Annotated in this window: 20 protein-coding genes; 10 read left to right on the top strand and 10 right to left on the bottom strand. The window is 63.6% G+C overall.

The features are described from left to right. Positions 1-383: 383 nt before the first annotated feature. Together G3480_RS17135 and G3480_RS17130 are read left to right on the top strand one after the other, a co-directional pair. Positions 384-923, top strand: coding sequence for a DUF3299 domain-containing protein (locus tag G3480_RS17135; protein ID WP_240905878.1), 540 nt, complete (start codon positions 384-386; stop codon positions 921-923). 144 nt (positions 924-1,067) lie between these two features. Continuing rightward, entirely contained in the window at positions 1,068-2,171 is a 1,104-nt protein-coding gene (locus G3480_RS17130) for a calcium/sodium antiporter (protein WP_240905877.1), read from the top strand. Between the two features lie 23 nt (positions 2,172-2,194). Here G3480_RS17130 and G3480_RS17125 read toward each other — a convergent pair whose 3' ends face one another. After that, positions 2,195-4,066 (bottom strand): glycerophosphodiester phosphodiesterase, encoded by a 1,872-nt coding sequence (locus tag G3480_RS17125; protein WP_164655106.1) that lies wholly within the window; start codon positions 4,064-4,066, stop codon positions 2,195-2,197. Positions 4,067-4,309: 243 nt separating this feature from the next. Between G3480_RS17125 and G3480_RS17120 the strand changes: the two genes are divergently transcribed. The 3 genes from G3480_RS17120 to G3480_RS17110 are packed head-to-tail and all read left to right on the top strand — an operon-like array spanning position 4,310 to position 6,286. Then, entirely contained in the window at positions 4,310-4,816 is a 507-nt protein-coding gene (locus G3480_RS17120; protein WP_240905876.1) for a 6-pyruvoyl trahydropterin synthase family protein, read from the top strand. 1 nt (position 4,817) lies between these two features. Then, positions 4,818-5,519: an SDR family NAD(P)-dependent oxidoreductase gene (locus tag G3480_RS17115; RefSeq protein ID WP_164655104.1), complete on the top strand. Its 702-nt coding sequence runs from the start codon at positions 4,818-4,820 to the stop codon at positions 5,517-5,519. After that, on the top strand, positions 5,516-6,286 hold the full coding sequence (locus tag G3480_RS17110; protein WP_164655103.1) for an SDR family NAD(P)-dependent oxidoreductase: 771 nt from the start codon (positions 5,516-5,518) through the stop codon (positions 6,284-6,286). Before G3480_RS17115 ends, G3480_RS17110 begins: the two co-directional genes overlap by 4 nt. A 247-nt stretch (positions 6,287-6,533) precedes the next feature. On the opposite strand, the gene G3480_RS17105 is transcribed toward G3480_RS17110, so the two are convergent. From G3480_RS17105 to G3480_RS17085, 5 genes are all read right to left on the bottom strand, one after another. Further along, the gene (locus G3480_RS17105; protein WP_164655102.1) at positions 6,534-6,953 is read right to left on the bottom strand and encodes an SCP2 sterol-binding domain-containing protein; all 420 of its coding nucleotides are present in this window, start codon (positions 6,951-6,953) and stop codon (positions 6,534-6,536) included. A gap of 175 nt (positions 6,954-7,128) precedes the next feature. Beyond that, positions 7,129-8,649, bottom strand: coding sequence for an exopolyphosphatase (ppx, locus tag G3480_RS17100; RefSeq protein WP_164655101.1), 1,521 nt, complete (start codon positions 8,647-8,649; stop codon positions 7,129-7,131). A 76-nt stretch (positions 8,650-8,725) separates the two neighbouring features. After that, complete coding sequence (locus G3480_RS17095) at positions 8,726-9,067, bottom strand: hypothetical protein (RefSeq protein WP_164655100.1); 342 nt, start codon at positions 9,065-9,067, stop codon at positions 8,726-8,728. A gap of 15 nt (positions 9,068-9,082) precedes the next feature. Continuing rightward, positions 9,083-9,469, bottom strand: a complete 387-nt coding sequence (locus G3480_RS17090; protein WP_164655099.1) for a P-II family nitrogen regulator — start codon at positions 9,467-9,469, stop codon at positions 9,083-9,085. Continuing rightward, the gene (locus tag G3480_RS17085; protein ID WP_164655098.1) at positions 9,466-11,244 is read right to left on the bottom strand and encodes a DUF1538 domain-containing protein; all 1,779 of its coding nucleotides are present in this window, start codon (positions 11,242-11,244) and stop codon (positions 9,466-9,468) included. The genes G3480_RS17090 and G3480_RS17085 overlap by 4 nt, the downstream gene beginning before the upstream one ends. 625 nt (positions 11,245-11,869) lie before the next feature. Between G3480_RS17085 and G3480_RS17080 the strand changes: the two genes are divergently transcribed. Continuing rightward, positions 11,870-12,049, top strand: coding sequence for a PA3496 family putative envelope integrity protein (locus tag G3480_RS17080; protein WP_164655097.1), 180 nt, complete (start codon positions 11,870-11,872; stop codon positions 12,047-12,049). A gap of 219 nt (positions 12,050-12,268) precedes the next feature. Here G3480_RS17080 and G3480_RS17075 read toward each other — a convergent pair whose 3' ends face one another. The 4 genes from G3480_RS17075 to G3480_RS17060 all read right to left on the bottom strand — a co-directional run bounded on the left by G3480_RS17075 (position 12,269) and on the right by G3480_RS17060 (position 21,469). After that, positions 12,269-15,868 carry a mechanosensitive ion channel domain-containing protein gene (locus G3480_RS17075; protein WP_164655096.1) on the bottom strand — a complete coding sequence of 1,200 codons (3,600 nt, stop codon included), beginning with the start codon at positions 15,866-15,868 and terminating at the stop codon, positions 12,269-12,271. A 29-nt stretch (positions 15,869-15,897) separates the two neighbouring features. Next, positions 15,898-17,211, bottom strand: a complete 1,314-nt coding sequence (gene argA / locus G3480_RS17070) for an amino-acid N-acetyltransferase (protein ID WP_164655108.1) — start codon at positions 17,209-17,211, stop codon at positions 15,898-15,900. Positions 17,212-17,913: 702 nt separating this feature from the next. After that, entirely contained in the window at positions 17,914-19,281 is a 1,368-nt protein-coding gene (locus G3480_RS17065; protein WP_164655095.1) for a sigma-54-dependent transcriptional regulator, read from the bottom strand. 508 nt (positions 19,282-19,789) lie between these two features. Then, positions 19,790-21,469, bottom strand: a complete 1,680-nt coding sequence (locus G3480_RS17060; protein WP_164655094.1) for a sensor histidine kinase — start codon at positions 21,467-21,469, stop codon at positions 19,790-19,792. A 545-nt stretch (positions 21,470-22,014) separates the two neighbouring features. Between G3480_RS17060 and sucC the strand changes: the two genes are divergently transcribed. From sucC to G3480_RS17040, 4 genes are all read left to right on the top strand, one after another. Beyond that, positions 22,015-23,193: an ADP-forming succinate--CoA ligase subunit beta gene (gene sucC, locus G3480_RS17055; RefSeq protein WP_164655093.1), complete on the top strand. Its 1,179-nt coding sequence runs from the start codon at positions 22,015-22,017 to the stop codon at positions 23,191-23,193. Then, on the top strand, positions 23,190-24,062 hold the full coding sequence (sucD, locus tag G3480_RS17050) for a succinate--CoA ligase subunit alpha (RefSeq protein WP_164655092.1): 873 nt from the start codon (positions 23,190-23,192) through the stop codon (positions 24,060-24,062). Before sucC ends, sucD begins: the two co-directional genes overlap by 4 nt. Before the next feature lie 383 nt (positions 24,063-24,445). Beyond that, positions 24,446-26,029 (top strand): NAD+ synthase, encoded by a 1,584-nt coding sequence (locus tag G3480_RS17045; RefSeq protein ID WP_164655091.1) that lies wholly within the window; start codon positions 24,446-24,448, stop codon positions 26,027-26,029. Positions 26,030-26,112: 83 nt separating this feature from the next. Next, positions 26,113-26,451: a P-II family nitrogen regulator gene (locus G3480_RS17040; RefSeq protein ID WP_164453360.1), complete on the top strand. Its 339-nt coding sequence runs from the start codon at positions 26,113-26,115 to the stop codon at positions 26,449-26,451. Positions 26,452-26,669 lie beyond the last annotated feature (218 nt).

Raw genomic sequence — 26,669 nt, 5'->3', positions numbered from 1 at the left:
CGTCCAGGCTTCAGGGGCGAACGGCTTCCCGGGCTCTCTTCATAAACTCCGTTTATCACTCCTCCTTATCAATCCCTTAGAACAGAACATACAAGGGGCGAATTCATTCGCCCGTGGTCCGGCGGCTGGGCGAATGAATTCGCCCCGTTTTCCAGACAGCTTCTTAGGTCCCGCCATCTCGGCAGAAGGACGGCATGGCTGAACAAGCTTGCGACTCAGTAAGATCTATGGCTTTATGCGTCCCCTTTGGTCTGTTTGCGCAGCCACTACTCTGACCATGGAGAGGGGGTCTCAAAGTGCAGTCGAAAATGCAAAGCGGCCTTGTTTCGACGCTAGCCATGTCAGGGATGCGCCCGATCAAGCGACTTTCTTGCGGATGTCTCATGGCTGCCGCTTTCTTGCTGGCCGGCTGTGGCGCTGGGCCTTCGTCGGAGTCCGCGACAGACGCCGAGGTCATCAACTGGGACATCCTCATGCCCCCGGACTGGCAGCCGGAGGACTTCCTCAAAGGACTCGAGGCCGAGGGTATCGATGAGATGGGCGACGAGGATCCACGCGCCATCGCCCTCATGGACCAGCTCAAGGCCGAGTGGGCAAAGGCTCCGCTGGTCGCCGAGGTCGATGGCCGTCGGGTGCGGCTGGTCGGATTTGTGGTGCCGGTTGAGTTGGGCGTGCTGGAGATGCCGGCCTTTCTACTGGTCCCCTATTTCGGCGCCTGTATCCACACCCCGCCTCCGCCGGTCAATCAAACGATCTACGTCGTGATGCCGCAGGGCGAGGTCTACCCAGGCGCGCTCTTCGACACGGTTTGGGTCACTGGTACCATTCACGTCCTGACGAACAGGAGCCCCTTGGCTGCTGCCGGCTATCGCATCGACGCGGAGCGGGTTGAGCCCTACGAGGGCGAGCTTGAGACGCCTTGATTCGCCCGGAGCTTGGCCAGGGCGATTTCTGGGGCATGACCCATGCGTGCCGTCGAGAGGGGGCGGCTTGGAGGCCGAGGCTCCCAGCGGTTGCCATGACTCATTTGTATCCCGTGTTTCTGAGCCCAGCCTAGGCGGATGCCCATGCCGGATTGGATCGTCTCTCTGCTGTTCGTCCTCATGGGCTTTGCTGGTCTCATCGGCGGGGGCCAGTATCTGGTGCGCTCGGCCTCCGCGCTGGCGGCCATCATGCGGGTCAGTCCACTCGTCATTGGCCTGACCCTGGTCGCCTTTGGCACCAGCGCGCCCGAGCTGGCGTTCACGGTGCAATCGGCCTGGTCGGGCGCCACGGATCTGGCCGTGGGCAATGTGGTCGGGAGCAACATCGCCAATGTCCTCTTGGCGCTGGGTCTCGCGGCCTTGGCGGCGCCGCTGGTGGTGCACAGCCGAGTGGTGCGTTTCGAGGTGCCGCTGGTGATCCTGGCGTCGGTCGCGCTCTGGCTTCTGGCGTCCAACGGGCGCTTGGGCTGGATTGATGGCAGCTTGCTCACTGGAGCGCTCGTCGTCTATCTCGCATGGTCCGTGCGCCAAGGAAAACGCGAGGCGCGAGAGGTTCAGGAGGCGCTGGTCGAGGTGCTCCATCTCGAAGGGCTGCGAAAGGGCCACTATCTCATCCGGCAGGTGGCGCTGCTCCTGACCGGGCTACTGCTGCTGGCGGTCGGTGCACGGCTCTTGCTGATGGGTGCGCTGGATCTTGCGCTTGTGTTCGAGGTGAGCGAGTTGGTGATCGGCCTCACCCTGGTGGCGGTCGGGACCTCGCTGCCGGAGGTGGTGACCTGCATCATTGCCAGTCTGCGCGGCCAGGGCGACATCGCGGTGGGCAATGTCGTCGGCAGCAATCTCTTCAACATACTCGCGGTCCTCGGGCTCGGCGCCCTGATCTCGCCGCGCGGGATCCCCGTTTCCCCTCAGGCGCTCAGCATTGACATGCCGATCATGGTGGCGACGGCCGTCGTCTCTTTGCCGGTCTTCTTCAGCGGCATGCGGATCGGCCGACTGGAGGGAGCGGTCTTCGTCCTCTACTTCCTTGCCTACATCGCCTATGTCGCGACACGGGCGACTCAGCCCCCCTATCTGGCAAGCTTCGAGTTTGCAATGCTGGGCTTCATCATCCCGCTGACCTTGGCCGCGCTGGGCTTCAGCCTTTGGCAGCGTCGGGCGCGAGCGGTCACAGCGGCCGAGGATTGACCGGCCCCCTTGGCTGGGGCGATTCAGGGTGAGTCGTCGCGGTAGGTCCGCTGGGGCGTCGGTCTCCCGAGGAGCACGGCCGTGTGGATCAGCAAGCGTTCGACCGGGCTGAGTTCGGTGCGCTGCGTGAGCACTTGGCGCGCCATCTCAGGCTCGTCGGTGATCATGCCATCGACGCCCAGGGACATCATGCGCGACATGGAGACCGGATCATTGACCGTCCAGACGAAGAGCCGCTTGCCGGATGCCTGGGTGCGGCGCACCAATGCGGGCGTCGCCATCCCCATGTTGACCGCGAGAAAATCCCCGTCGAGCTTGCTGAGGTCTCCGATGCCTGTGGCGGACAGGAGCCCGATGGTCCAATCCGGGCGTAGGGCGCGGATCTTCTGAATGCCGGCGGACTCGAGCGACATCACGGCGACCTTGTCGACCATGTCCGCGGCCTCGACGATCTCCACGACGCGTCGCTCCAGATCCTCGTCGTGTCCGTAGTATTTGAGTTCGATCACGACGCCTGCCTTGCCGTGGGCCGAATCGAGCACCTGACGCAGCGTCGGCACCCGGGCGTCGGCGAACTGCGGCGACAGCCAAGAGCCGACATCGATGCGCTCGACCTCGCTCAACGAGGCTTCCCAGATCTTGAGGTTGACGCCGGCCAGCTTCATGAAGTCGCTGTCGTGAATCACCACGACCTCGCCGTCGGCGGTCTCTTGGACGTCGATTTCGACCCAGTCGGTGCCGTCCTCAATGGCCTGCTCGATCGCGATCAGGGTGTTCTCGGGCGCCTTTCCAGCGGCGCCGCGATGGGAGACGATGCTGATGTCGTCGTGAATCACCATGCCGTCGATCAGCCAGGCGCCGACCAGCACGGCGATCAGTGTGCCGGCAATCAGCGCCGCCGTTAGCCAGCGCGCGGTGCGCGGCCAACGGGGCGAGCCTGTCTCTGGCGGCAGGGCTTTGGGCTCGGCCCTCTCGAAGCCGGGTACGAGCCGCTCGGCGAGGCCCAGCAGGATGAAGGCGAAGGCGCTGGCATTGAAGGCGCCGACCAGCCAATTCGTGAGCAGCCAGAGGCTGACGAGCCCGCCAAGGACGACAACGAGGATCGGCAGTCGGTCGAAGAAGAGCGGCGCGCTCCAGCGGCCCAGTCCGCCCACCAGTGTCGCTGCCAGGGCGCCGAGCCCGAGCGCGAGCGCTGCCCAGACGGCAAGCGACCACAAGACCGCTTTGCGATGACCCTGAGTCAACCGCCTGCTCTCATGGAAGGATTGCTTGGGCGCCACGTCTTGAAAGAGGATGAGTGGCAGCGTCAGCGACCAGGCGACGAGCCTGTGCGTCACTAAGGCGGTCATGGCGGTCATCACCAGGCCGATCAGGATCGTGGCCGTCCAAAACGCTGGCGGGCGCGCTTGAAGGTAGTAGTTGATGTCGTAGTCGGTCAGCAGGACCCAGGCGATTGCGGCGCCGAGGGCGAGGAAGGGCAGGGCGATCACGAGTAGGCGCACGACCAGCCACAGGCAAAAGATGAAGATCCTTGGCGCACGCCGGGCGGCGAACAGAATTGCGCCGAAGACTTTGCTCCCGCCGCGCGTCGCTTGCGCTGCGCCAACCGCCATTAGCGAGGCCTGCTCTAAGGCCATGATCGCGATGAGGACGCCTGCCATCAGGATCAGCGAGGCCATGCCCAGGGGGCTGAGCAGGAAGTAGAGGATGTCCTGATCGGCGAGTGCCGGTTGACCCGAGAGGCCGATGAGGAAGCGGAGGATGATGCCCGCCAGGGGGGCGAGCAGGGCGACGCCTACCGCCGTGTAGACCAGATGGACGCTCAACAGCAGGCGCCAGTCGCTGCGCAGACGTGTCAGTAAAGGTGCAAGGAATTGGGCGAGTGGTCTCTTCATGTCTCTGGACGGTCTGGTGAAAACCCTCATCATTGCGTTCTTCCTGTAGGTGTTCTGAACGGGGCCGATGGGGGCAAGATTGTATGGAGCGCTAGGGTTTCGGGTTGCGGCTTGGGGCTGGCAAGGGTTTGATCCAATCTCCTGGCCCACATCTCTTCAGGCATGGCGTGGCGAGTAGGCTCGTCTCGAGGAGGTCGTACGCATCCGCGCCGAACCGGCGGTGGACATGAACGGAGATTCGGCTTGGCTGAGCAAACCCTGACACGCATTGAGATCAGTAAGGATTACCTGAACTTCAGTGCTGGTCACTTCACCATCTTCTCCGCGACCGAGCGCGAGAATCTTCACGGCCATAACTTCCAGGTGCGCTGCGCCGTGACCGCGGCGGTCGGCCCGAACGGTCTGGCCTTCGATTATGTCGAACTCAAGCAGGTGCTCAAGGCGCTTTGCGATACCTTTGACGAGCAGCTCTTGCTGCCTGAGCTGTCGCCCTATCTGCGCCTGGAGCGGCAGCAAGGACAGGTGGTCGCCCTCTTCGCGGACGAGCGGATGACCTTCTTGGAGCGCGATGTCCTGCTGCTGCCGATCCGCAACGTGACCATCGAGGAGCTTGCGCCCTTGCTGCTCGAGCGGCTGCGAGACCGCCCGGAGCTTGCGGACATGCGCTTGCAAAGGATCGAGCTTGGCGTCTCTTCCGGATCCGGTCAGTGGGCCGTGGCAAGTAGTGGGCCGCCGCAAATTGGGAGTTAGCATGAATCTGTTAGTCGTAACTGGGGCCAGCTCAGGCATCGGGCGGGCGATCGCCAACCGCTTCTTGGTCGATGGCTGGCGTGTTCTCAGCATCGCGCGCCGGCCCTGTCCGGAGGCAGGTGTGGAGAGCCTGATCTGTGATCTCGCGGAGCCTGGCGCCCTTGAGCCCCTGCAAGCGGCCTTGTCCCAGCGCCTCGCCGAGGCCGACCGAATCTGCTTGGTCCACAATGCCTCGGTCATGCGCTCGGACCGGATCGACACCTTGGAAACCGAGGATCTGCGGCAGGTGCTGCAGCTCAATGTCCTCTCGGTCAATGCCCTGAATCGCCTGGTCATTCCCGCGATGGGGGAGGGCTCGAGCCTCGTCTACATTGGCTCGACGCTCGCTGAAAAGGCGGTGCCCGGCGTCGCTAGCTATGTCATCGCCAAGCACGCCCTGGTCGGTATGATGCGGGCGACCTGCCAGGATCTGGCTGGGCGCGGCATTCATACGTGCATGATCTGCCCCGGTTTCACGGATACCGAGCAGCTGCGAGGTCTCATCGGCGACAACACGGAGACCTTGGCCGCGATCACCTCCATGAGCGCCTTCGATCGCCTGATCGAGCCGGAGGAAATCGCCGAGACGGTGGCCTTCGCATCGCATGCCCCGGTGCTCAACGGTGCGGTCATCCACGCCAACCTGGGGCAGCGTGAGCGATGAGCAGCGACTCGGATGGGCGGCGCGTGGTCTGTATCAGCGGCGGGACCTCCGGGATCGGCGCCGCCTTGGTGCAGGCCTTCTTGGCCGAAGGCGATCGGGTCTACAGCTTCAGCCGAGCCCCCGAGAAGCTGCGCCGGCTTGAGGGGCGCTGGCCGGAGGCAGTCGAGCAGGGCGCTCTCGTCCTCTTGCAAGGGGACGTTACCGATGCTGCTTTCCTCGCCCGCCTTGCGGATCGGCTCGAGGCGGACGCCGGACGACTGGACGTCTTGGTGAATAACGCCGGCGTCATTCTCGGTTCCGGCACGCTGGAGGAGGGCTTGGAGCAGTGGCGGGCGACCCTGGAGATCAACCTCATTGCGCCCTTCGCCCTGACCCAGGCCTGCGCCGGCTTGCTCGAGCGCGGCGCTGACCCCGTGGTGTTGAATATCTCCTCGGCCTGCGCCCAGCATCCCTTCGCCACCTGCACCTCCACCAGCTATTCGGTCAGCAAGGCTGGACTGGACATGCTGACGCGCCGACTTGCGCTCGCCCTTGGCCCCAAGGGTATCCGCGTCAATGGCGTCGCACCCGGCGTTGTGGACTCCGAGATGTGGGGCGGTGCCGCCGAGCTGATGCAGGAGATCACCGCACGGCGTCATCTGCTGCGTCGTCAGGAGGTCGTCAAACCGGCCGATGTGGCCGAGGCCGTCCTCTTCCTCGCATCGTCGCGCGCCCGCCTAGTGACTGGCGCGACCCTCAATGTGGACGCTGGGTACACCCTAGGCTAACCATGCGCTTGGATGCGGTCATGTGAACCGCCAGGACGTCAAGAAGCCAAAGGCTTGTCAGCGCGGGCGATTCGGCTCGAAGGTGCGTTCCGGCACCGGGAAAAGACATCGAAATCCTTGTTGCGCTTCGCCTGCCTTGCGGTTCAATACCGCGTTCTCGGACAATCGCCCAACTGCCAACTGCCAACTGCCAACAAAAAAGCCCGCGCGATGGCGGGCTTCTTAGTGATGACGGCGGTTTAGCCGATCACTTCACCTCGTCGGTGTCGAGCTGCTGCATGAGGCCGAAGCTCTTGACGAAGGGGTTGGCCATGCGTGGGTCCTTGATGATGGCCTTGTAGTCGCCGACCTTGAACTTGAGCTTGCCGGTCATGAAGGCGGCGCCCATGCCGGTCATGCCGATGCCGTTCTCGACCCATTTGAGCCAGTCTTTCACGTCGGCGCGCATGTCCCAGTTCGGGGCAGGGTCGCTCTCGGACCAGCTGCCGGCGCTGACACACTCGCCCTTCTCGACCACGAAGACACCGCGTGGGTTGTCTTCGTTCTTGAACCCGCAGGTGATGACGGACGCGAAATCGATCTCGGCCAGTTTGTCTTTGACCTCGGGTTCGTTGTTCCAGGCGTCCTTCAGTTGTTTCATCCACTCATCGGAAAAGAGTGCAGCCATTTATCAAGATCCTCCTGAGTGAGCAGCTAACGGCCGGCACGACAGGGTGCGACGGCCACTTGGATTTCTTTCGTATCGACGCGGGCTAGGCCCGCGTGGCGGGATTCTAGCAGGATAGCGCAAAGATTTTGGCCTTCTCGCTTCGCCTGATGCGCACTCGCTGGGTGAATGCGTATCACCCGAAGTTGAGCTGGATCCCGGCGGTTGCCAGGCGCTCGGCCTCTTGCTCGAGTTCCAGCTGAGTCAGGGGGTGAGTGGTGAGCCAGTCATCCGGGAAGCTGAGCGTCAGTCTGTCCCCATCGGCTTCGAGTGTCGGCTTGGGTTTGGCGTCCGCCGAGCGTCCGCGATGCAGGAGCACGGCCAGGCGCAGGATGACGCAGAGGCGACGCGCGCAGGCTTGATAGCCGTCGGGAAGGTCGGCGAACTCCTGAGTCGGAAACTTGCGACGATGCCCCAGCACCAGCGCCGATAGGACCATCTGCTCCTGACGGGTGAAGCCGGGCAGGTCCGCATTGCGCAGCAAGTAGGCGCCATGCTTTTGATACTGGCTGTGGGCGACCATGACACCAATTTCGTGCAGTTGGGCGGCCCAGGCGAGCATCCTAGGATGCTCCGGATTGGTCAGCGACCAGGGGGCGACGAGCTGACGATAGAGGGTGTGCGCCGTGCTCTTAACGCGCTGGCCGTGTTCCTGATCGGTTCTGAACTGTCGGCAGAGCTTGGTCACGGTGCGCTCGCGCACGTCGCCATGCTGATCCCGCCCAATCAGCTCATAGATGAGGCCCTCGCGCAGGGCATAGTCCGAGACCTGCATATGCTGGATGCCGAGCGCCTCGAAGACCGCGCGCAGGACGGCGACGCCGCCGGCGAAGACCGGCTGGCGCTCCTCGGTCAGGCCCTTGAGATCGAGCGCGGAGACCTTGCCGGCGTCGATCAGCGTATCTCTGAGCTGTGTCAGGGATTCCGCTGAGATGCCGTCCTCGCACCAGCCCTGAGCCCTGACCACGGAAGCGATGGCGCGAATGGTGCCGGAGCTGCCGACGGCCGTTTGCCAGCGCGCGCGTCGGAACAGCTCGCGCACCGGGCGCACTTCGAGCGCCCCGGTCAGTTCCGCCCGCTGCATGGCCTTGGCGGTGATGCGCCCGTCGGCGAAGTGTCGCTGCGACATGCTGACGCAGCCCATGTGCAGGCTCTCGCGCAGCCGTGGCGAGAAGCCCATGCCGATAATGATTTCGGTGCTGCCGCCGCCGATGTCCACGACCAGGCGCCGCTCCGCGCCGGCCGCCAGGCCGTAGGCGACGCCGAGGTAGATCAGCCGCGCCTCTTCGCGGCCCGCGATGACGTCGATGGGATGTCCCAGGGCTGCCTCGGCCTGCGCGAGGAAGCCGATCTCGGCGGGCACTTGTCGTAGCGTATTGGTGCCAACGGCACGCACCGTGCCTGGCTCGAAGCCTCGCAGGCGCTGGCCAAATCGCTCCAGGCAGGCGAGCGCCCGCTCCGCGACCTCTGGCGAGATGGTCTTGTCATCCTGCAGGCCTTCACCGAGACGCACCATCTCTTTGAGTCGATCGATGACCTGAACGTGGCCGTCATCGATGCGGGCGACAATCATGTGGAAACTATTGGAGCCAAGATCGACGGCGGCGACGGTCTTTTGGGTCGGCGCGTCTGTGGCCTGGTCGGCTGCTTCAGGCATGGGCGGGTCCAGCTAGGGCGAGGATGGGAATCTTCGCAGAATCGGTTGGGAGGTCAAGGCGTGCGCGCTCGCCGCGTCATTGCTCTTCCGGCAAGTCAGGCAGCGCGAAACCCGTTGCCATGGTGGTGCCGTGCATGAACATTAGGCCCCCATGGGGGTGATTGATCTCGGCGATCTCGTAAATGAGTTCGAAGTAGTCGTCAGCCGCGCTGGCGGGCACGGCGATGGTGAGAATCGCGCGCTCCGAAGTCTCCCCGATGCCACGGTGCAACAGCGGCGTGATGCGGCCGACCCCGCGCGCATAGCTGAGGTCGACCGCGTTGAGACCCTGTTCCTGCGCCAAGGTGCGGACCAGTGGCATGGCCTTTTCCTTGGGCAGGATGCAGGTGATGATCTTCTGGGAGTCCTTGGCGTCCATCTTTCTGCTCAGGGATTACGCTTTGCTGCCGGCGGGCCTGCGGCTCGACGCCAGGCGCTCGACGATCTCGGGCGGGACGAAGGTGGCCGCCTTCTCGAGCGGCGTGACCCACATGAATCCCATGCCGGGGGTGTCCATTTTGCCGGCGGCGTACATCTTCTCGAACACGCGGTCGACCTGGTCGCTGGAGACCACGATGTTGATCACCTCCTTCTCGGCCTCGACCGCCAGCCCCCAGATGCCGAGACGCTCGCGCACGCCGCGGCCGTGGGCGTAGTGGATGCTCGCGCCCTGAGCGCCGGCCTCTTGCGCGGCCTTGACGATGTCGTCCGCCATGCCGCGCTGAACGCTGGCGGTGATCAGGGCGACGTCGGTCAGGACGACGATCTCTTGCTTGCTCATGCGGGCGCCTCCTCGGTCTCGGACAAATGCATGGACTCATCATAGCGGCGGTGCTTGCGCCTCACCTTCCACTGAATCCAGAGCCCAGTTGATAAGACGGAGAGTATCGGGCCGATCGAGGCCATGGCGAGGATTCCAAAGCCCTCGATGGCATGCATGGCGTTGCCGAAGCCCAGGCCCATGGCAAGCACCAAGGGGACGGTTACCGGTCCGGTCGTCACGCCGGCGCTGTCCCAGGCGATGTTCACGTACTCCTCGGTCGAGAAGATGGTGAGCAGGATCGCCAGCGCATAGCCTGGGATCAGTAGCCAGGCGAGGGAAAATTCAAAGACGATCTTGGCGACCCCCAGCGCCAGCCCGAAGCCGACCCCGAGCGAGACCGCGTAGATGAGGAGCTGCTTGGGAAAGGCGCCATTGGTGAGGTTCTGCACCGTGAGGCCCAGTGCGTTGAGCGCAGGCTCCGCCAGCGTGGCACCGAAGCCGAGGATCCAGGCGAAGGCGATTGCGATGGCCAGCCCGAGAGCGAGGGTGAAGAGCGGATCGTTCTGGACGGCCGCGATATCCATGAAGGAGGCCGGTACCAAGCTGCCCGATTGTGCGCCAAGCTTCGACAGGCCATAGGTCAGACCGAGATTGAAGACGATCATGCCCAGCACCGTTAGCGTGATGCCGTAGACGATGTTTCCCGGGTGCTTGAAGCGTTCCTTGAGGAGAACGCGCATCACCAGGAAGAGGAATAGCACCAGCGGAACGATGGCCCGCAGGCCCGTGATGATCTCGGTCCAGGGCGTCTGCGCGTACCACGCCGGGGGCGTGATCACTGCGGCGCTGTGCTCGGCGCCCGCGATGATGGCCTCGGGCGTGGTTGCGAAGGAGAGGTAGATCGCGAGCAGCTGTACGCCGATGATCGGGAAGAGCGAGGCCAGGGTGACGATGCCGAAGCCGGACAGCGAACTCTGCCCCTTGCCGGCCGCTGCGGCGATGCCGATGCCGAGCGAGAGGACCAGGGGCACGGTGACTGGGCCGGTGGTGACGGCGCCGCAGTCCCAGGCCAAGCCCAGCGTCTTGTGCAGCTCGGGAACAGTCGTGAGGTAGATGGTGAGTCCGAGTGTGGGCAGCAGCGTCAGATAGATGAGCGGCTTGAGGCTCCAGCCGTAGAGGAATCTGAGGGTCCCGAGCACGGCGGCCATGCCGACGCCGAGGCCAACGCCCAGCACCAGGACCTCCGACCAGTCGTTGAGCAGGGCGTAGAGGTAGGGGGCGGATTCCACCCGAACGATCTGTCCCGCGGCCTTGAGTGCGCCGATCGCCGGTTCGGCGAAGGTGACGCCGATGCCCAAGAGGAAGGCGATCAAGAGCACGACATTCAGATGCGCCTTGGCGGGCAGAATGATGCCCAGGGTCTCGCCAAAGGGCATGAGCCCGACTTTGAGCCCTTCCATGAAGAGCATGAGTCCGATGATGACGGCAACCAGTCCGGCGGTGATGATCCCTGCGTCCAGGATCTCCTGCTGGAGAATGAGCCACTGAAAGAGCATGAGGTAGATGGCCAGGGGGACGACCGCGCGGACCTGCTCGAGGAAGCGGACGCTGACATAGGGCTTGATGAGCCGATAGGCGTCGATGGGCCTCAGCCGGATCCGCGGCGCACGGTAGGGGATCTCGTTGCCCTCCGCGTCCCGCCAGATCTTGGGTGTGATGTTGTTGTACGAGATACGGTCCTGTTGAACCGTGATCTCTCGTACGAAGGCTCCGAAACGGATCTTTGTCGGCATCTGTCTTCTTTCGTGCTCAACTGGGTTGGGCAGCGGGTTCACCGGGACAGGGCGCTGCGTGCTCGGGTGCTCCGGCTGCATGATACAGACTCCGCCCTATCGATGTACCTTGGCGATGCCTGCACTCGAATCCTTGAGGGCACAAAATGCTTGCAGATGAGTCCAAGTTCGATGAAGCGTCCGACCATCCAAGGCCGTCGGGATCGGGGTCGAACTGACGATAGCGATCCCGACCCCGATCCCGACCCCGATTCCGACCCCGACCCCGATTCCGATGGCATGACTCGTCGGTCTGAGGCGAAGCCTCGCTAGGACTAGCGTGGCGCTGCTCGGGTGCGATCCGAGAGCCTGCTTGGCATCGTCGGAGATGGCTTGGCGGCAGGGATGCTTAGTAAAGCGTCCATCAACAACTTCCCCCCTTTCGCAAAGGGGGGTTAGGGGGGATTTCGGGCGGTATCGCTCGCATCGGGAAACAATTGATGGACACTTTCTGAGGCTGTTCTTTGAGGATCTTGAAACCCGATTCTCAAAATCGAAAAAAATCACTTCATTTTCTTATCTGATTTCGGTTATACGGGCGTTTCACTAACCGTGCCGTTATCTTGCTCGATCTGAGGTAGAGGAGATGCTGGATCCCGAAATGAGCGATGGCGAGGAAGGCGGCGAGCCTATCCCGCAACTGGTGGGCCAAGAGATTCGAGGTCAGTTGGACAGCCTTGATGTGCGCCGACGCATCGAGCATATCCGCGAGCTGAGGCGGCTGCGCGAGCTGCTCGAGGATCCGGATTTCGACGAGCTGGGATAGCCCGACCCAGCACTTAGAAAGCGTTCATCAACAACTTCCCCCCCCTTTCGCAAAGGGGGGCTAGGGGGGATTTCGGGTGGCATCGCTCGCATCAGGAACCAATTGATGGACACTTTCTTAGCGCATCGGCGGAGCCCCGTCTCCGCCGAGCCTTGGCGGTCCTCTCGCGATCGGCGAGCCATCTCGGCAGCCGCCCCACGTCATGCCTGCAGTTCGAATCTAGCTGTCGACCCCGTCCTTGTCTTCCGCGGCCCCCAGGGGGGCTTGCTTGCCGCGCTCTACCCGGACATCCAGCGGCTCTTTGGTGAAGAGCCGCACATCGCGCTGGGGGAACGCGATTTGGATGCCATGCTCGGCGAAGCTGTCATAGATGGCCTGATGCAGGTTCGTAATGATGCCGATGCGGCCTTCCAGTGAGTTCAGATAGCACCTCATGATCAGGGTGAGTGCGTTATCGCCGAAGGCCTCGAAGCTGATGAGGGGCGCGGGGTCCTTGAGGACGCTTTCGTGCTGATCGGCAATCTTAGCGAGGAGTGCGAGCGCCTGCTTGGTGTCGCTGCCGTACTCGATACCGACCGGGATGGTGATGCGATTCTGCTGATCGGTTAGGGTCCAGTTGAGCAGCCGGCCGGTGATGAACTCCTTGTTTGGAACCAAGAGTTCCTGCTTGTCCCAGTTGCGGATGGTCGTGGCGCGGATGCTGATATTGCTCACCACGCCTGTGGTGTCCCCGATGGTCACGATGTCGCCGACGCGCACGGGTCGCTCGAAGAGGATGATGATGCCGCTGATGAAGTTGGCGACGATCTCCTGCAGCCCGAAGCCGATGCCGACACCCAAGGCGGCGACCAGCCACTGGACCTGCCCCCAGCTCAGCCCGAGTGTACTGAAGACGAGCAGCGCTGCGCCCGCCGTGATCAGGTAGCTGGTCAACGTCTTGGCGGCGTAGCGCGCCCCTGCCGACACGGACGCACTTTGCAGCAGCACGATCTCGAGCAGGGCGGGCAGATTCTTGGCCGCGATGGTCCCGACGAAGATGATGACCAGCACCAGGCCCACATCCGCTGCAGTGACGGGGACCATCTGCTGCGTGCCGTCGACGATACCGCTGTAATGCCAAAGTGCGACACGCTCGAAAAAGGTGAACGCCGGTAAGACGTCCGACCAGGTCAGCCAGAGTCCGACGATGCCGCCGATCAAGATCGAGGCGTTGATGAGCCGGCGTGTCTGTTCGTCCAGGGTCGCTAGATCGGGCTCTGGCTCCTCGATCGTCACCACTTCCGATGTCACGGTCGCTTCCCGTTTTTCGCCCTCGTGTAGGGCGCGTCGCGCGGCCTGTCGTTCGAGGGCAGCCTGCAGGGCTAGGCGACGGCGGGTCACGATCAGCCAGCGGACGATGGTTTGGTGCAGGACAATGAGGCCCAGCACCAGCCACATTTGATAGACGAGTGATTGGAAGAGTGTCCCAGCGGTGTAGACATAGCCGAGGATCGCCAGCACCGCGAGCGACAGCGGGGCGCCGACGATGATCGGGAACCACAGGTGTCGGAGTCGAGTGAGCCAGCTGGTCGGGTGATCCTCGAGAAACTCGGTGAGGACGCCCCTGCTAGGTCGGAGCAGTCTGTAGAAGAGGATCGCGAAGCCGAGCATGTTGGCGATCAGCGCCAGCCTGGCCAGGCTGGCGACATAGGCCGGGTCATCGCTTTCGTAGATGGTAATGGTGAGGAGCGAGATCGGGACGGCATAGGCCGCGAACCAGTCGAAGTTCTTCCTCAGTCGTCTGAGCACATCGCTGCTCCACCGGTAGTGACGGTCAGCCACGCCCCCGGTGATGCAGATCATGCGGAAAGAGAGGAGGTAGTAGAGGCCGAATGCGACTTGGTAAAAGGCCTCTCCCAAGGCCAGGGAGAAGCTGCTTGCCATGGGTGACGCCTTGATCTGCAGCCCCAGGAGTAAGAAGAGCAGGGGCAGCGGCAGTGCCGCTAGCAGCGTGAGGCCGATGGCCTGGAGGGTGAAACGGATGCGGTCCGTGCGCACCCGGCGTAATGGCTCGGCATGGGCGCGAATGGAGCGGCGCAGGGCGGAGAGCTTCCAGATGAGCACGCTCACCGCCGCGAGTCCAAGCCAGAAAGAAGGCGAGGTCTGGATGCGTTCCAGCAGGGTGGCGCCGAGATTCATCCAGCTGTCGAGCGAGATCAGCCAGCGAATGGAGTCGGGCAATGCCTTCAGCGTCTCGAGGCTGACCAGGGGTGCGCTGCGAACCCAGAGGAGGCGCTCGGCGAGAAAGTCGTCGTAGTTCTCCGCCACCTGGATGACGCGCTCAGAGGCATAGTTCAGCTCGCCGAGCTGGTGTACATAGTCGTCGTCGATTTTCAGTGCCTGGTCGATCAGCGGTTTGCGCTGCTTGAGCACCTCGACGATCTGCGCGCGCAGCCCTGGCTCTGCGGCATCCGTGTTCTCATCTGCTGCAATCAGCGCGTCGGCCTCGCGATCGAGATTGCGCAGCTTGAGCTGCTCCTCGCGATAGCGAATTTGGCGTAGCGTGGTGTCTGCAATCGCGTCCTCGCGGTTGCTGATCGTGCTGCGATAGCGTCCGAGGTCCGGCAGTTGGCCGCGACGATCGAGCAGGACCTGCCCGAGCGCCTTGCTCAGGCCAACGGCCTCGATGCGCTGCTTGGCCCCGCGAAAGTCGTCTTCGATGCGCTGTCGCTCGGCATCGATCTCGGCGAGTTCGGCGCTAAAGTCCTGGAGGCGCGTAGCGATCTCCGCCAGCGATTGGGTGACCTCCGCGTTCTGCAGGATGAGTTCGCGCACCAATGGCGGCTTGCCGTCCGCATCGCGCGTTGCCTGCTGTGCCGCCAACTGGGCGGCGGATGCTTGACGCTCGCGCAGCGTGCTGAGCCTGTCTTCCAGGGCGCGTTGCTCGGCCTTCAGGCGGCTAACCTGGAGCGCCGCCTCGTCGCGCTTGGCCTTGTAGTAGGACTCCCGCAAGGACTGTGTGTGCAGGTCTTGCTCCATCATCGCTGACTCGTCCCAACGCGCCAGTCTTTGGGCCTCGAGCGCCCAACGCTTGGCCTCGATCACCTCCGGTGCCTCACCCGGCGCTGGCGGCTTCTTGAGGTCCTCGTCGATCTCGTCGAGGGTCTGCTTGACCGCGATGAGTTTGTCTCTGCTGCTCGTCGGGCGCTCGAGGCTCTGGTCGAGCAGCTTCTCGAATTCGTTGACGCGGTTCTCCTGTGCGGCGACGTCGGCCATGATCTGGCTGAGCCGTTGGCTGATCGTCTCTGCGGAGAGGTTCTCCGGCACCCGTGGGGCTGCCGTGGCCTCACCGCTCGCCTGGACGCTGTCAAGCTGGCGCTCAATGGCCGCGATCTCCTGGGGCGCACTCTCGATGAACTTGTTGAGCTGCTCCCTCTGTGCGCGGAAGCTCGCCGCCTCTTCCAGGCTCGATTGGGTGCGTCGATAGAGTTCGCCGAGTGAGAGTTTCAGCGACTCGTCCATGGTCTCGGCGGCATCCAACGCCTTCAGCTTATTGTCGAGCTGCTCGGTCGATGGGAGGGGCGTCGTCGTCGTCGTGCTCGCGGCCGGACTCGGCTGAAGCGTCGATTCAGCGCTTTGGCCGATGCCGGTCGCCGTGACGAGCGTGAGCGCCAGTGCGATTGCGCCGGCTAGCCAAAGGTGCGCTCCGCGTCGGCTTGGATGTGCGTTGAGGTGCGCCCTCGTCGCCTTGGGGCATGGGGCGCCGGATCGACCTGTTTCCGGGCGGATGCTGGTCGCGTCCAGCGCGGCTGCTGGGGCCTGGGTTTTCTCTTGCTTCATGGCTGGGATCGAGACGGCCTTGCGGGGTTCTAGATTGACTTGATGAATACCTTGGAGCTGCGCCGGAAGTTGTAGAGCGCCTGCTTCTCCATGGGCAGGATCTCCAGGCCGCTGGGCTGGAAGCCGCGCTCCTGGAACCAATGTGCCGTCTGCGTGGTGAGCACGAAGAGACGCTGAATCTGCTGGGATCGGGCGATGCCCTCGAGATGGTCGAGCAGGCGGTCGCCGCGGCGGTCGCCGCGGTATTGCGGGTGCACGGCGAGACAGGCCAGCTCGGCCATGCCGTCCTCCGCGTAGGGGTAGAGCGCCGCACAGGCGGTGACCATGCCGTCACGCTCGATGATGAAGAAGCGCTCGATCTCGGTCTCCAGCCGCTCGCGCGAGCGGCGCACCAGGACACCCTGCTCCTCAAGTGGCGTCAGGAGCTCCAAGATGCCGGTGACGTCGTCGATGCGCGCAGGGCGCAGATCCTCGTAGGGCTCCGCCGAGATGAGGGTGCCGCTGCCGTCACGGGTGAAGAGTTCGCGCAGCAGGGCGCCGTCGCGATCGCGCCCGACGAGATGGACACGCGGGATGCCGTTGCGGCAGGCCGATGCCCCGGCGCTCAGGCAGCTGGCGATCTCGTCCGGCATGTCTGGCTGGCTTGCGAGCAGTCTATCCACTTCTGGAGCGAGCAAATTGGGCGCGATGAGGCTTGTCTCGGTCAGGCGCGCGTCCTCGAGCAGAAAGATGAGCTTGTCCGCCCCGAGCGCGATCGCGGCACTGCGGGCAACGTCGGCGGCGCTGAGATTGAAGACCTCTCCGGTCGGCGAGTAGCCGAGCGGCGGCATGAGGGCGACCACGCCTTGGTCGAGCAGGCGCCGGAGGGTGCGATGCTCGACGCGCCGCACTGATCCGGTGTGGAGGTGATCGACGCCATCGATCACACCCAGTGGGCGCGCGGTCACGAAGTTGCCAGAGACCACCGGGATGCGAACCCCTGCCATGGGCGAGTTGGCCAAGCCGAGCGAGAGCAGGGCCTCGATCTCGACGCGCACCATGCCGGCGGCCTCCTTGACGCACGCCAGGGCCTTGTCGTCCGTGACTCGGAGTCCCTTCACATAGCGCAGCTCCGCCCCTTGGTCCCGCAACCGTGTCTCGATCTGTGGTCGCGCGCCATGCACCAGGACCAGGCGGATCCCAAGTCCGTGCAGCAGCGCAATGTCATGCACCAGGTCGGGGAAACGCGCATCCAAGAGGGCCTCGCCGCCGAACGCGATGACGAAGGTGCGACCACGGTGTGCGTGGATATAGGGCGTCGCCTGACGCAGCCAATCGACGAGGGGGTCCCGGCCCTGATCCATGGCGTTCAGGGGCGGATGAGAATCGGACACGCTGTGATTACCTTAGGCTGTGGATGTTGAATTAGAGAGGCGCTAGCGAAGGCGGGCTGATCGCGCTCTGCACGCGAGGGGCGTCGATCATGGTTTCGGCCAGTCGTCTTCCGTAGGGTGGACAAGCGCAGCGCAGTCCACCAACGCCGACGCGGGATTCGGTGGACTTCGCGCTCGCTCGTCCACCCGGCCCAACTGATAACCAAGACCGAGTGGGGCAACGCCCGGCCGCCGATTTCTCCGCGAGCGGTGATTTTGCGGGAATTCGAGGAAGGCCGGCTAGTCCTGCGGTGATGGCGGGCGGTGATGACCTTTGGGTACTAAGAAAGTGCTCATCAATTGTTTCCCGATGCGAGCGATCCCGCCCGAAATCCCCCCTGGCCCCCCTTTGCGAAAGGGGGGAAGTTGTTGGTGGACGCTTTCTAAGGCAACTCCCCGCAAATAACCGGTCAATGCCTTCCAAGCTTGGAACCGGGCATCCGCGAGATCATCGTTGTCGTTGTCGTTGTCGTTGTCGTTGTCGTTGTCGTTGTCGTTGTCGTCATCGAGCTGACTCGCCGTTGGTCGCATCGAACGATTACGACAACGACAAGGGTCCATCCGACAGGTAAACGCGTTTCTGGAAATCGCTGGTACGTTATTTCCCAGGGGTTGCCTAAGGCGATTCGGTACCTAGTCGATGCCGAGCTTGGCCAGACGATAACGCAGTGATCGCAAGGTCATGCCGAGCCTTTTTGCGGCCGCTGTCCGATTCCAGTGGGTCTCCTCGAGCGTATTGAGGATGGCGCGCTTTTCGATCTCGCTCAGATAGTCCTCCAAGGGGACAGTGTCATCGAGTTCGAGCTCCTCGGATGGCAGGCTCGACTGGGCTGTGTCTGACTTGGAGAGGTAGAGATCCTCGACATCGATAACCTCGCCGTCGGCGAGGGCGGTCGCCCGCTCAAGCACGTTCTCGAGTTCACGTACATTGCCGGGGAAGGGTTGTTGCTTCAATGCCTCAAGGGCTTTCGCGGTCAGCTTTCTGGGTGGGCTTGCCGCGCCGCTGCCCTGTTCTTGGGCGAGCCGTTTCAACGTCTGCTCGGCGAGCAGCGGGATGTCCTGGGGGCGTTCTCTCAACGCAGGCATACGCAGCTCGATGACGTTGATGCGGTAGAAGAGGTCCTGGCGGAAGTGGCCCCGCTCCACTTCGGCGTTGAGATCATGGTGACTGGCGCTGATGATGCGCACATTGACCGGGACTTCCTGCTGAGCCCCGACGGGCCGCACGGACTTCTCTTGGATGGCGCGCAGCAGCTTGACCTGGGCTTGCAGCGGTAGATCCGCGACCTCGTCGAGAAAGAGGGTTCCGCCCTCGGCGGCTTGGAAGAGGCCTTCCTTATCGCTGACGGCGCCGGTGAAGCTGCCCTTCTTGTGTCCGAAGAGCTCGCTCTCGACAAGGTCTTGCGGGATCGCGCCGCAGTTGACCGCCACGAAGGGGCCTTCGCTGCGCGGGCCTTGGGCGTGGATGAGCCGTGCCGCCAGTTCCTTGCCCGTGCCGCTCTCGCCCGTGACGAAGACAGGGGCCTGATTGCGCGCGAGCTTGGTGATGAGGTGGCGGATCTGGTCCATGGCCGGAGAGTCGCCGAGCAGGCGCACGCCCGATGCCGCTGTGCTCGCGCCGGACGAGGTTGGGCCGCGCAGTTTGAGCGCCGAGCCCACGAGCGTGCGCAAGAGCTTGAGGTCGACGGGCTTGGAGACGAAGTCGAAGGCGCCGGCCTTCATGGCGGCGACTGCGGATTCCGTACTGCCGTGGGCCGTGATCATGGCGACTGGGATGCCGGGATAGCATTCGCTGAGATGCCGCAGCAGGTCGATGCCCGAGCCGTCCGGAAGGTTCATGTCCGTCAGGCACAGATCGAATCTGCCGCGCTCGAGCTGGCGTTTGGCGTCGGCGACCGTCAAGGCCGTGGACGCCTGAACGTCCATTCGCCCGAGTGTGATCTTGATGAGATCCAGGATATCCGCCTCGTCATCGACGACGAGTGCTTGGGCCTTGCTCATGGGCGTCCGTTGGAAATTTGTGGGTTGAATCTCAGGAAAACGCGGGCCGACGGCGTTCTGCGTGCGGACCATCGATTGCGCCAGAGCATCCTGATTCTATGATGGTGCTGCATCAGCATTGCTCGCAATCATCCTCGGCAAATCGGGCTGGCAGTGACTCGAGTCGGGCGCTCGTGGCAGCGCCTCGACGCTCTCATGCCGCAGGGCGAGCGATGCGCCTTCGACGTGACAGCCATGAGGGCGCCAGGTCTGTCAGAAAGCCTCACAACAGCATAGCGCGTCCTGACTAAAGTCGTGAAGCGATGCGGCTCAGGTGAGATGCAATGCGCATTGTGTGCGATCAGCATCTGCAGTCAGCCCCTCAGAGCTTGCTTGAAAACGCCCTGGTGATGCTTCGTGGGAGCGGCGCCCCGCCGCGACGACCCCGTCTCAGGACGCTGCTCTGAGAAGTCTGAGGTTTGCAAACAGCTTCTCAGGGTTGTCAATCTGCCTGCTGTGCCGCTTCCGCTCAGTCGATGGGTAAGGTGAGTCTAAAGCAGCTCCCGCGCGGCTCGATGCGCTCATAGACAAGCCTCAGGCCATTGGATTCCGCCAATTCGCGCGCGATGTAGAGACCGAGGCCCGTGCCTTGGCTCTTGGTCGTGAAAAAGGGGCTGAAGATCTCCTTCGCGATGCCGGGGTCGATTCCAGGGCCATTGTCGCGCACTTCGAGCCAAGCCTCGCCGCGCTCGTCGCGCCGCGTGAGGTGGATGTGGACGCTGGCGTCTTGGCCATCAGTGCCGCCGTGCGCCAAGGCGTTCTCGCACAGGTTGGAGAGGATTTGGTGTAGATGCCGAGTGTCAACCTTGACCCAGGGCGGCGCCGAGTTCAGGTCGAGGAGGAGGGCTGTTTCTGCAAGCGCGTGGCTCTCGCGAAGCTCGCGTGCGAAGGACTGGATCCAGTCCTTGAGGTTGATCTCCTGCGGATCGATCTGGTTGCGCCGCGAGAGCTGCAGCACGCTCTCGACGGTCTCCTCGATCCGCCCGCTGTTGCGCCGGATGATGTCCAGCAGATGACGGTCGTCGGCGTCGAGGTGATTGCTCTCCGCCAGCAACTGAGCCGCATGACTGATGCTGCTCAGCGGGTTGCGAATGTTGTGCGCGATGCTTGCCGTCAGGGTGCCGAGCGAAGCGAGCTTGATCTGCTGGGCCTCGCGGATGGCCTCCTGGTTGTCCCGCAGGTAGATGATGACGCCGCTGGCGCGGCAGTCCCCGAGCAGGCGAATGGAGGCCCAGATATCCCGCTCCCCGATCCGAATGAGCCCGTCTTTGGGATGCAGGGATTGGACCTGATCTGCCAGCCAGCTGCCCAGCTCCGGCGAGAGTTCGTTCAGGGAAACCCCGGGGTCGACCCTCTCTTCCGCCATGAGGTCGAGCGCGGCCTCATTGACGAGGCGGAGTCGTCGCTCGCCGTCCGCTACCAGGATGCCAGTGCTGATGCTATGGATCACGAAGTCACTCAGTTTGGCGAGGTCGTCGATGTCGACCTTGCGGCGCGCGGCCAGGGCTTCGGCTGAGCGGATGCGTTGGTAGAGGACATGGGAGAGCAGGGCGACGGCGAAGTAGAGCAGGCCGAGAAATCCCGCCTGCGTGAAGGAGGTGCGAATGTCCACGCCCAGAAGGCTGGAGTAGATCTGTTGGCTCATGATGGCCATGGAGGCGACCGCGGCGAAGAAGAGCGACAGGCGGCCCTCCATCATGAGCGCGCCCGCGGCCACCGACACCGCCAGGAGCACGCCGAGGCCACTGGAGATACCGCCGGCCGCATGCATCAGGGCCGTGAAGGTAGCGATGTCGATGAAGATCGCGAGTTGGACCTGGGTCGATCTGCGTGGCTTCTCCAGCGAAAGGCCCAGACCGCTGACGAGCACCAGCACGGCATAGGCGACCAGGATGTCCCAAGCCAGCTCCGTTTCGTAGCGTCCGGCGGAGGGCTCCATGACCGTGGGCGAGAAGGCGAGCACCAAGCCCACGACCATGAGGAGACGGAACAGAAAGAGCCAGCGCAGGGCGCCGCGTGTCGGGTAGCGTGTCGTGTCGATGGGGATGCGGCGCAAACGCGGGCGAATGCGGCGGGTTGGTCGACTGGAATCGCCGTCTTCGCTGATGGCAAGGGCGACTTGGTTGCCCGCTGGTCTCTTGTTATCCATCCTCGCGCAAAGGCTCCGCAGTCACTTAGAAAGTGTCCATCAACAACTTCCCCCCTTTCGCAAAGGGGGGCTAGGGGGGATTTCGGGCGGCATCGCTCGCATCGGGAAACAATTGATGGACGCTTTCTTAAGGGCGAATTCCGGACATAACCTCAGCCGAATAGACGCGGCTCGGTAGGATGGGCCAAGTCCGTGCGCTGGGCCTGACTGCAATCTTGGCGCCGGGCGGACGCGCCCATCTTGCCAAGGCTCGGAGCTTGAATGATGGGCACGTCCATCGACCCTCGGCACTCCGAGCGAAGCTTGTCGCCAGGGCTTTGCGCATCCTGCGGGATCGGAACCGCAGGTTATGTCGTTTCTCGGAAAGCACTTAGGCTTTGGCATGCCGACCCGAATTAGACCAGAATTGGCGCAGCTGGACTATGCGGTCTTGAGCTTGAAGCGGGTCGAGGCGCGACTAAGTGGCCGTGTGTCGCCTGTCCGCTGGTATTGGTCGAGCTGCTTCAGGCTCAGCCAGGTTCGATGGCAGGATCTCGGGGAAGTAAATGAATTTACATGAGTTTCAATCCAAGCAGTTGTTCAGGGACTTCACGGTTGACGTCCCGGAAGGTCGGGTTGTGACGACGCCGGAGGACGCGGAGGCGGCCTGTGCAGCGCTTGGCGGCTCGCGCTGGGTGGTCAAGGCGCAGGTCCATGCCGGCGGCCGCGGCAAGGCGGGTGGTGTCGTCTTGGCGGAGGATGCGGCCGAGGTCGCCAAGGCGGCGAGCCGTCTGCTGGGCTCGCGGCTGGTGACCCACCAGAGCGGTCCCGAGGGGCTGCCGGTGGGGCAGGTGCTTGTCGAGCAGCCGACCGCGATAGACCGCGAACTCTATCTGAGCCTGCTCGTGGATCGCGCCGCCGAGCGGATCCTCATCATGGCCTCGGCCGCCGGCGGCATGGATATCGAGACGGTCGCGGCGGAGACGCCGGAGCGGATCATCCAGGTCCATGTCCATCCGGCTGCGGGGCTCCAGCCCTACCAGGTCCGCCGTCTTGGCTTCGGGCTCGGGCTGGAAGGGGCTCAAATCAAGGCGCTGGGGCAGATTTTGGCCGGGCTCTATCGGCTCTTCACCGAGTGCGACGCGAGCCTGGTCGAGGTCAATCCCTTGGTCGTGACCGCAGCGGGAGATCTGCTCGCGCTCGATGCCAAGGTGAACCTCGACGATAACGCGCTGGGGCGGCATCCTCGGTTGGAGGCCTTGCGGGATCCTGATCAGGAAGACGCGCGAGAGGCGCAGGCCAAGGCGCACGAGTTGAACTACATTAGCCTCGACGGCAACATTGGCTGTATGGTCAATGGGGCGGGACTCGCGATGGCAACCATGGATCTGGTCAAGCTGCATGGCGGCGCGCCGGCCAACTTCTTAGACGTCGGCGGCGGGGCGACGGCCGCTCGGGTTGCCGAGGCCTTCAAGCTGATTCTCTCCGACACCAAGGTGCGGGCGGTCCTCGTCAACATCTTCGGCGGCATCGTGCGCTGTGATCTCATTGCCGAGGGGATCATGCAGGCTGTACGTGAGGTGAAGGTCGCTGTCCCCATCATTGTCAGGCTCGAAGGAACGAACGCCGAGCAGGGGCTCAACATGTTGGCGGACAGCGACCTCGCCGTCGAGACGGCCTCGAGCTTGACGGAGGCGGCGGATAAGGTGGTCGCGGCAGTGGCATCCAGCGGGAGCAGCGAATGAGTGTTTTGGTCGATTCCGATACCCGTCTCATCTGCCAGGGTTTCACTGGTAAGCAGGGAACCTTCCACAGCGAGCAGGCGATCGCCTACGGCACCAATCTCGTCGGCGGCGTCACGCCCGGCAAGGGCGGTCAGATGCATTTGGAGCGCCCGGTCTTCGATACGGTCCACCAGGCAGTGGAGGCAACCGGGGCGGACGCCACCATGATCTACGTGCCGGCGACCTACGCGGCGGACGCCATCCTGGAGGCGGCCGACGCGGGGATTCGCGTCATCGTCTGCATCACCGAGGGGATTCCGGTCCAGGACATGCTCAAGGTCAAGGCCGCGCTGCTTGACTCCGACGCGGTGCTCATTGGGCCGAATTGTCCGGGCGTAATCACGCCCGGCGCCTGCAAAATCGGTATCATGCCCGGCAGCATCCACCGGCCGGGCCGCGTTGGCATCGTGTCCCGCTCGGGCACCCTGACCTACGAGGCGGTCTTTCAGACGACAGAGGCTGGGCTTGGTCAAAGCACCTGCATCGGAATCGGCGGCGATCCCATCCAGGGTCTGAATTTCGTCGACTGTCTGACGCTCTTCGAGGCCGATCCGGATACGGATGCGGTGATCATGGTCGGCGAGATCGGCGGCAGCGCCGAAGAGGCCGCGGCGGAATTCATCCAGGCGCACATGACCAAGCCCGTCGTCGCCTACATTGCTGGCGTCACCGCCCCAGCGGGTAAGCGCATGGGGCACGCCGGTGCCATCGTGACTGGCGGTAAGGGCACCGCGGAGGGTAAGTTCGCAGCGCTCGAGCGGGCTGGTGTCGCGACGGTGCGCTCGCCTGCGGAGATGGGCGCGCGCGTGGCCGGTCTCTTGGCAGGCTAAGGAAGTGTCCATCAACAACTTCCCCCCTTTCGCAAAGGGGGGTTACGGGGGATTTCGGGCGGGATCGCTCGCATCGGGAAACAATTGATGGGCATTTTCTAAGGGTCTGGCGAGCGCTGTCGTGACCTGAGTCTAGGCGGTCATTTGAACCGCAAAGAGCGTGGAGAGCGCAAAGAGCCTGAAGGCATAAGGAATCTCGATGTCTTTTTCTAGGGGCGGAGCTTACCCTCTGGGTGAGCGCGTTCTCTGTCTTGTCTTAAGAGGCTTCTGTGTCTTGCTGTCGTGCTCCCAGCTCGCGGTGGCGGAGTTGAGACCGTCGACGCTGAATTTCGAGGTTCCTGTTGGAGTGAGCTGACTTGGCGTGTTGCATCCAGATCGTTCAGATGAATCCCCTGGTCGGTGATGTGGCCGGCAATGCCGAGCACGTCATCGCGGAGGCCGTGCGTGCCCGGGAGGCGGGTGCGGACATGGCCGTTTTCCCCGAACTCGTGCTGACCGGCTATCCCCCAGAGGATTTGCTGCTGCGCTCGGAGCTTCACGCCCGGATCGAGGCGGCGCTGGCGCGGATCCAGGCCGAGGTGCGCGACATCACGCTGGTCATTGGCTACCCCAGGTGCTCCGTCGGGGGGCTATTCAACGTGGCGGGCGTGATCCGCGACGGTGAAGTGGTCGCCGAGTACGCCAAGCAGCATCTGCCGAACTACAGCGTTTTCGACGAAAAGCGCTATTTCCAGCAGGGTGCGACGCCGACGGTTTTCGAGCACCAAGGGCTGCGCATCGGCTTGAGCGTGTGCGAGGACATCTGGCAAGAGGGGCCCGCGCAGCAGGCGGCCGCCGCTGGGGCGCAGGTCTTGGTCAATATCAACGCCTCGCCCTTCCATCGTGGGAAGCGGGGCGAGCGGGAGGCGCTCGTTTCACGCTTGGCGCGCGACCATGGCATGGCGATCCTCTACGCCAATCTAGTCGGTGGACAAGACGAGCTGGTGTTCGACGGCGCCTCCTTCGTGGTCGACGCCGGTGGCGCGATCATCCAGCGCGCGCCCGCTTTCGTAGAGGCGTCTCTCCTCCAAGCCTTCGACGCCTCGGCCCATGCGCTGGCTCCGCCGTCACCGAGCGAGGCAGCGTCCGCCAGCGACGAGGCGACGCTCTACGACGCCCTGGTGCTCGGCGTGCGCGACTATGTTCGCAAGAATGGCTTCAGTGGTGCTGTCTTGGGACTCTCGGGGGGGATCGATTCCGCCCTCACGCTGGCGATCGCGGCCGATGCGCTGGGGCCAGACGCCGTTGAGGCGGTGCTCATGCCCTCGCGCTACACCGCCGATATGAGCAACGAGGATGCCCTCGAGGAGGCGCGTCTGCTTGGCGTCAAGGCTCAGACGGTTCCCATCGAGCCGGCCTTTCAGTCTTTCCTGGAGATGCTGGAGCCCGCATTCGCCGGGCAAGCGGTGGATGTGACCGAGGAGAATATTCAAGCGCGCTGTCGGGGGATCATCTTGATGGCGATCAGCAACAAGAGTGGCCGCATCCTCTTGACGACGGGCAACAAGAGCGAGATGGCCGTCGGCTACGCGACACTCTATGGCGACATGGCGGGTGGCTTCGCTCCCATCAAGGATGTGCCCAAGACCTTGGTGTACCGGCTCGCGGCCTACCGCAACCGACGCTCACCCGTCATTCCGGAGCGCGTGATGACTCGCGCGCCGTCGGCTGAGCTGCGTCCGGATCAGGTCGACCAAGACAGCCTCCCTCCTTATGAGGTATTGGACGCCATCCTCCGCCTCTATATCGAGGAGGACGAAGGCGTGGAGGCCATTGCCGCCAAAGGCTATCCGCCGGAGGTGGTGCGGCGCGTGGCGCGCCTGGTGGACCGCAACGAGTACAAGCGCCGGCAGGCCCCGCCGGGCGTTCGCATCTCGGAGCGGGCCTTCGGGCGGGATCGCCGCTATCCGCTCACGAGTGGGTTTTGAGGTGCGCCCCGCGCTGTTCATCACCCTGTCCCGATCATATACTTCCGGGCTAAGTTTGGCCCTGACCCTGTACGGAGAGATTCATGAAAAAGGTCGAAGCGATCATCAAGCCATTCAAGCTCGACGATGTGCGTGAGGCACTGTCTGCGGCTGGCATCACGGGAATGACCGCCATCGAGGTCAAGGGCTTTGGCCGCCAAAAGGGCCATACTGAGCTCTATCGCGGCGCGGAGTACGTGGTGGATTTTCTACCCAAGGTGAAGATCGAGCTCGTGTTGGCTGACGATCAGGTCGAAAGCTGCATCAACGCCATCACGACCGCAGCCCGCACGGGTAAGATCGGCGACGGCAAGATCTTCGTCTCTGACGTCTCGCGGGTTGTTCGTATCCGCACCGGTGAGGAGAACGAGTCAGCCATCTGATTGGCGGGGCCTGCCGCGCCGATCTCTCGTTTTCGGTCGTCGCAAAGCCATCGATTGATTCGGCGTTGATCATCGAACCGTGCAGTCGGTTGAGTCGACACCGTGAATCCTTCAAGGCAAAGCGACGTGGGAGCGGCGCCCCCCCCCCCGCGCCCGGGCCCGGCGGGGGGGGGCCCCCCCCCCCCGGGGGGGGGGGGGGGCCAAACCTGGTAGAGGGG

Source organism: Thiorhodococcus mannitoliphagus (assembly GCF_010915725.1).
Taxonomy (GTDB): Bacteria; Pseudomonadota; Gammaproteobacteria; order Chromatiales; family Chromatiaceae; genus Thiorhodococcus; species Thiorhodococcus mannitoliphagus.
This window is presented reverse-complemented; position numbering and strand designations above follow the sequence as displayed.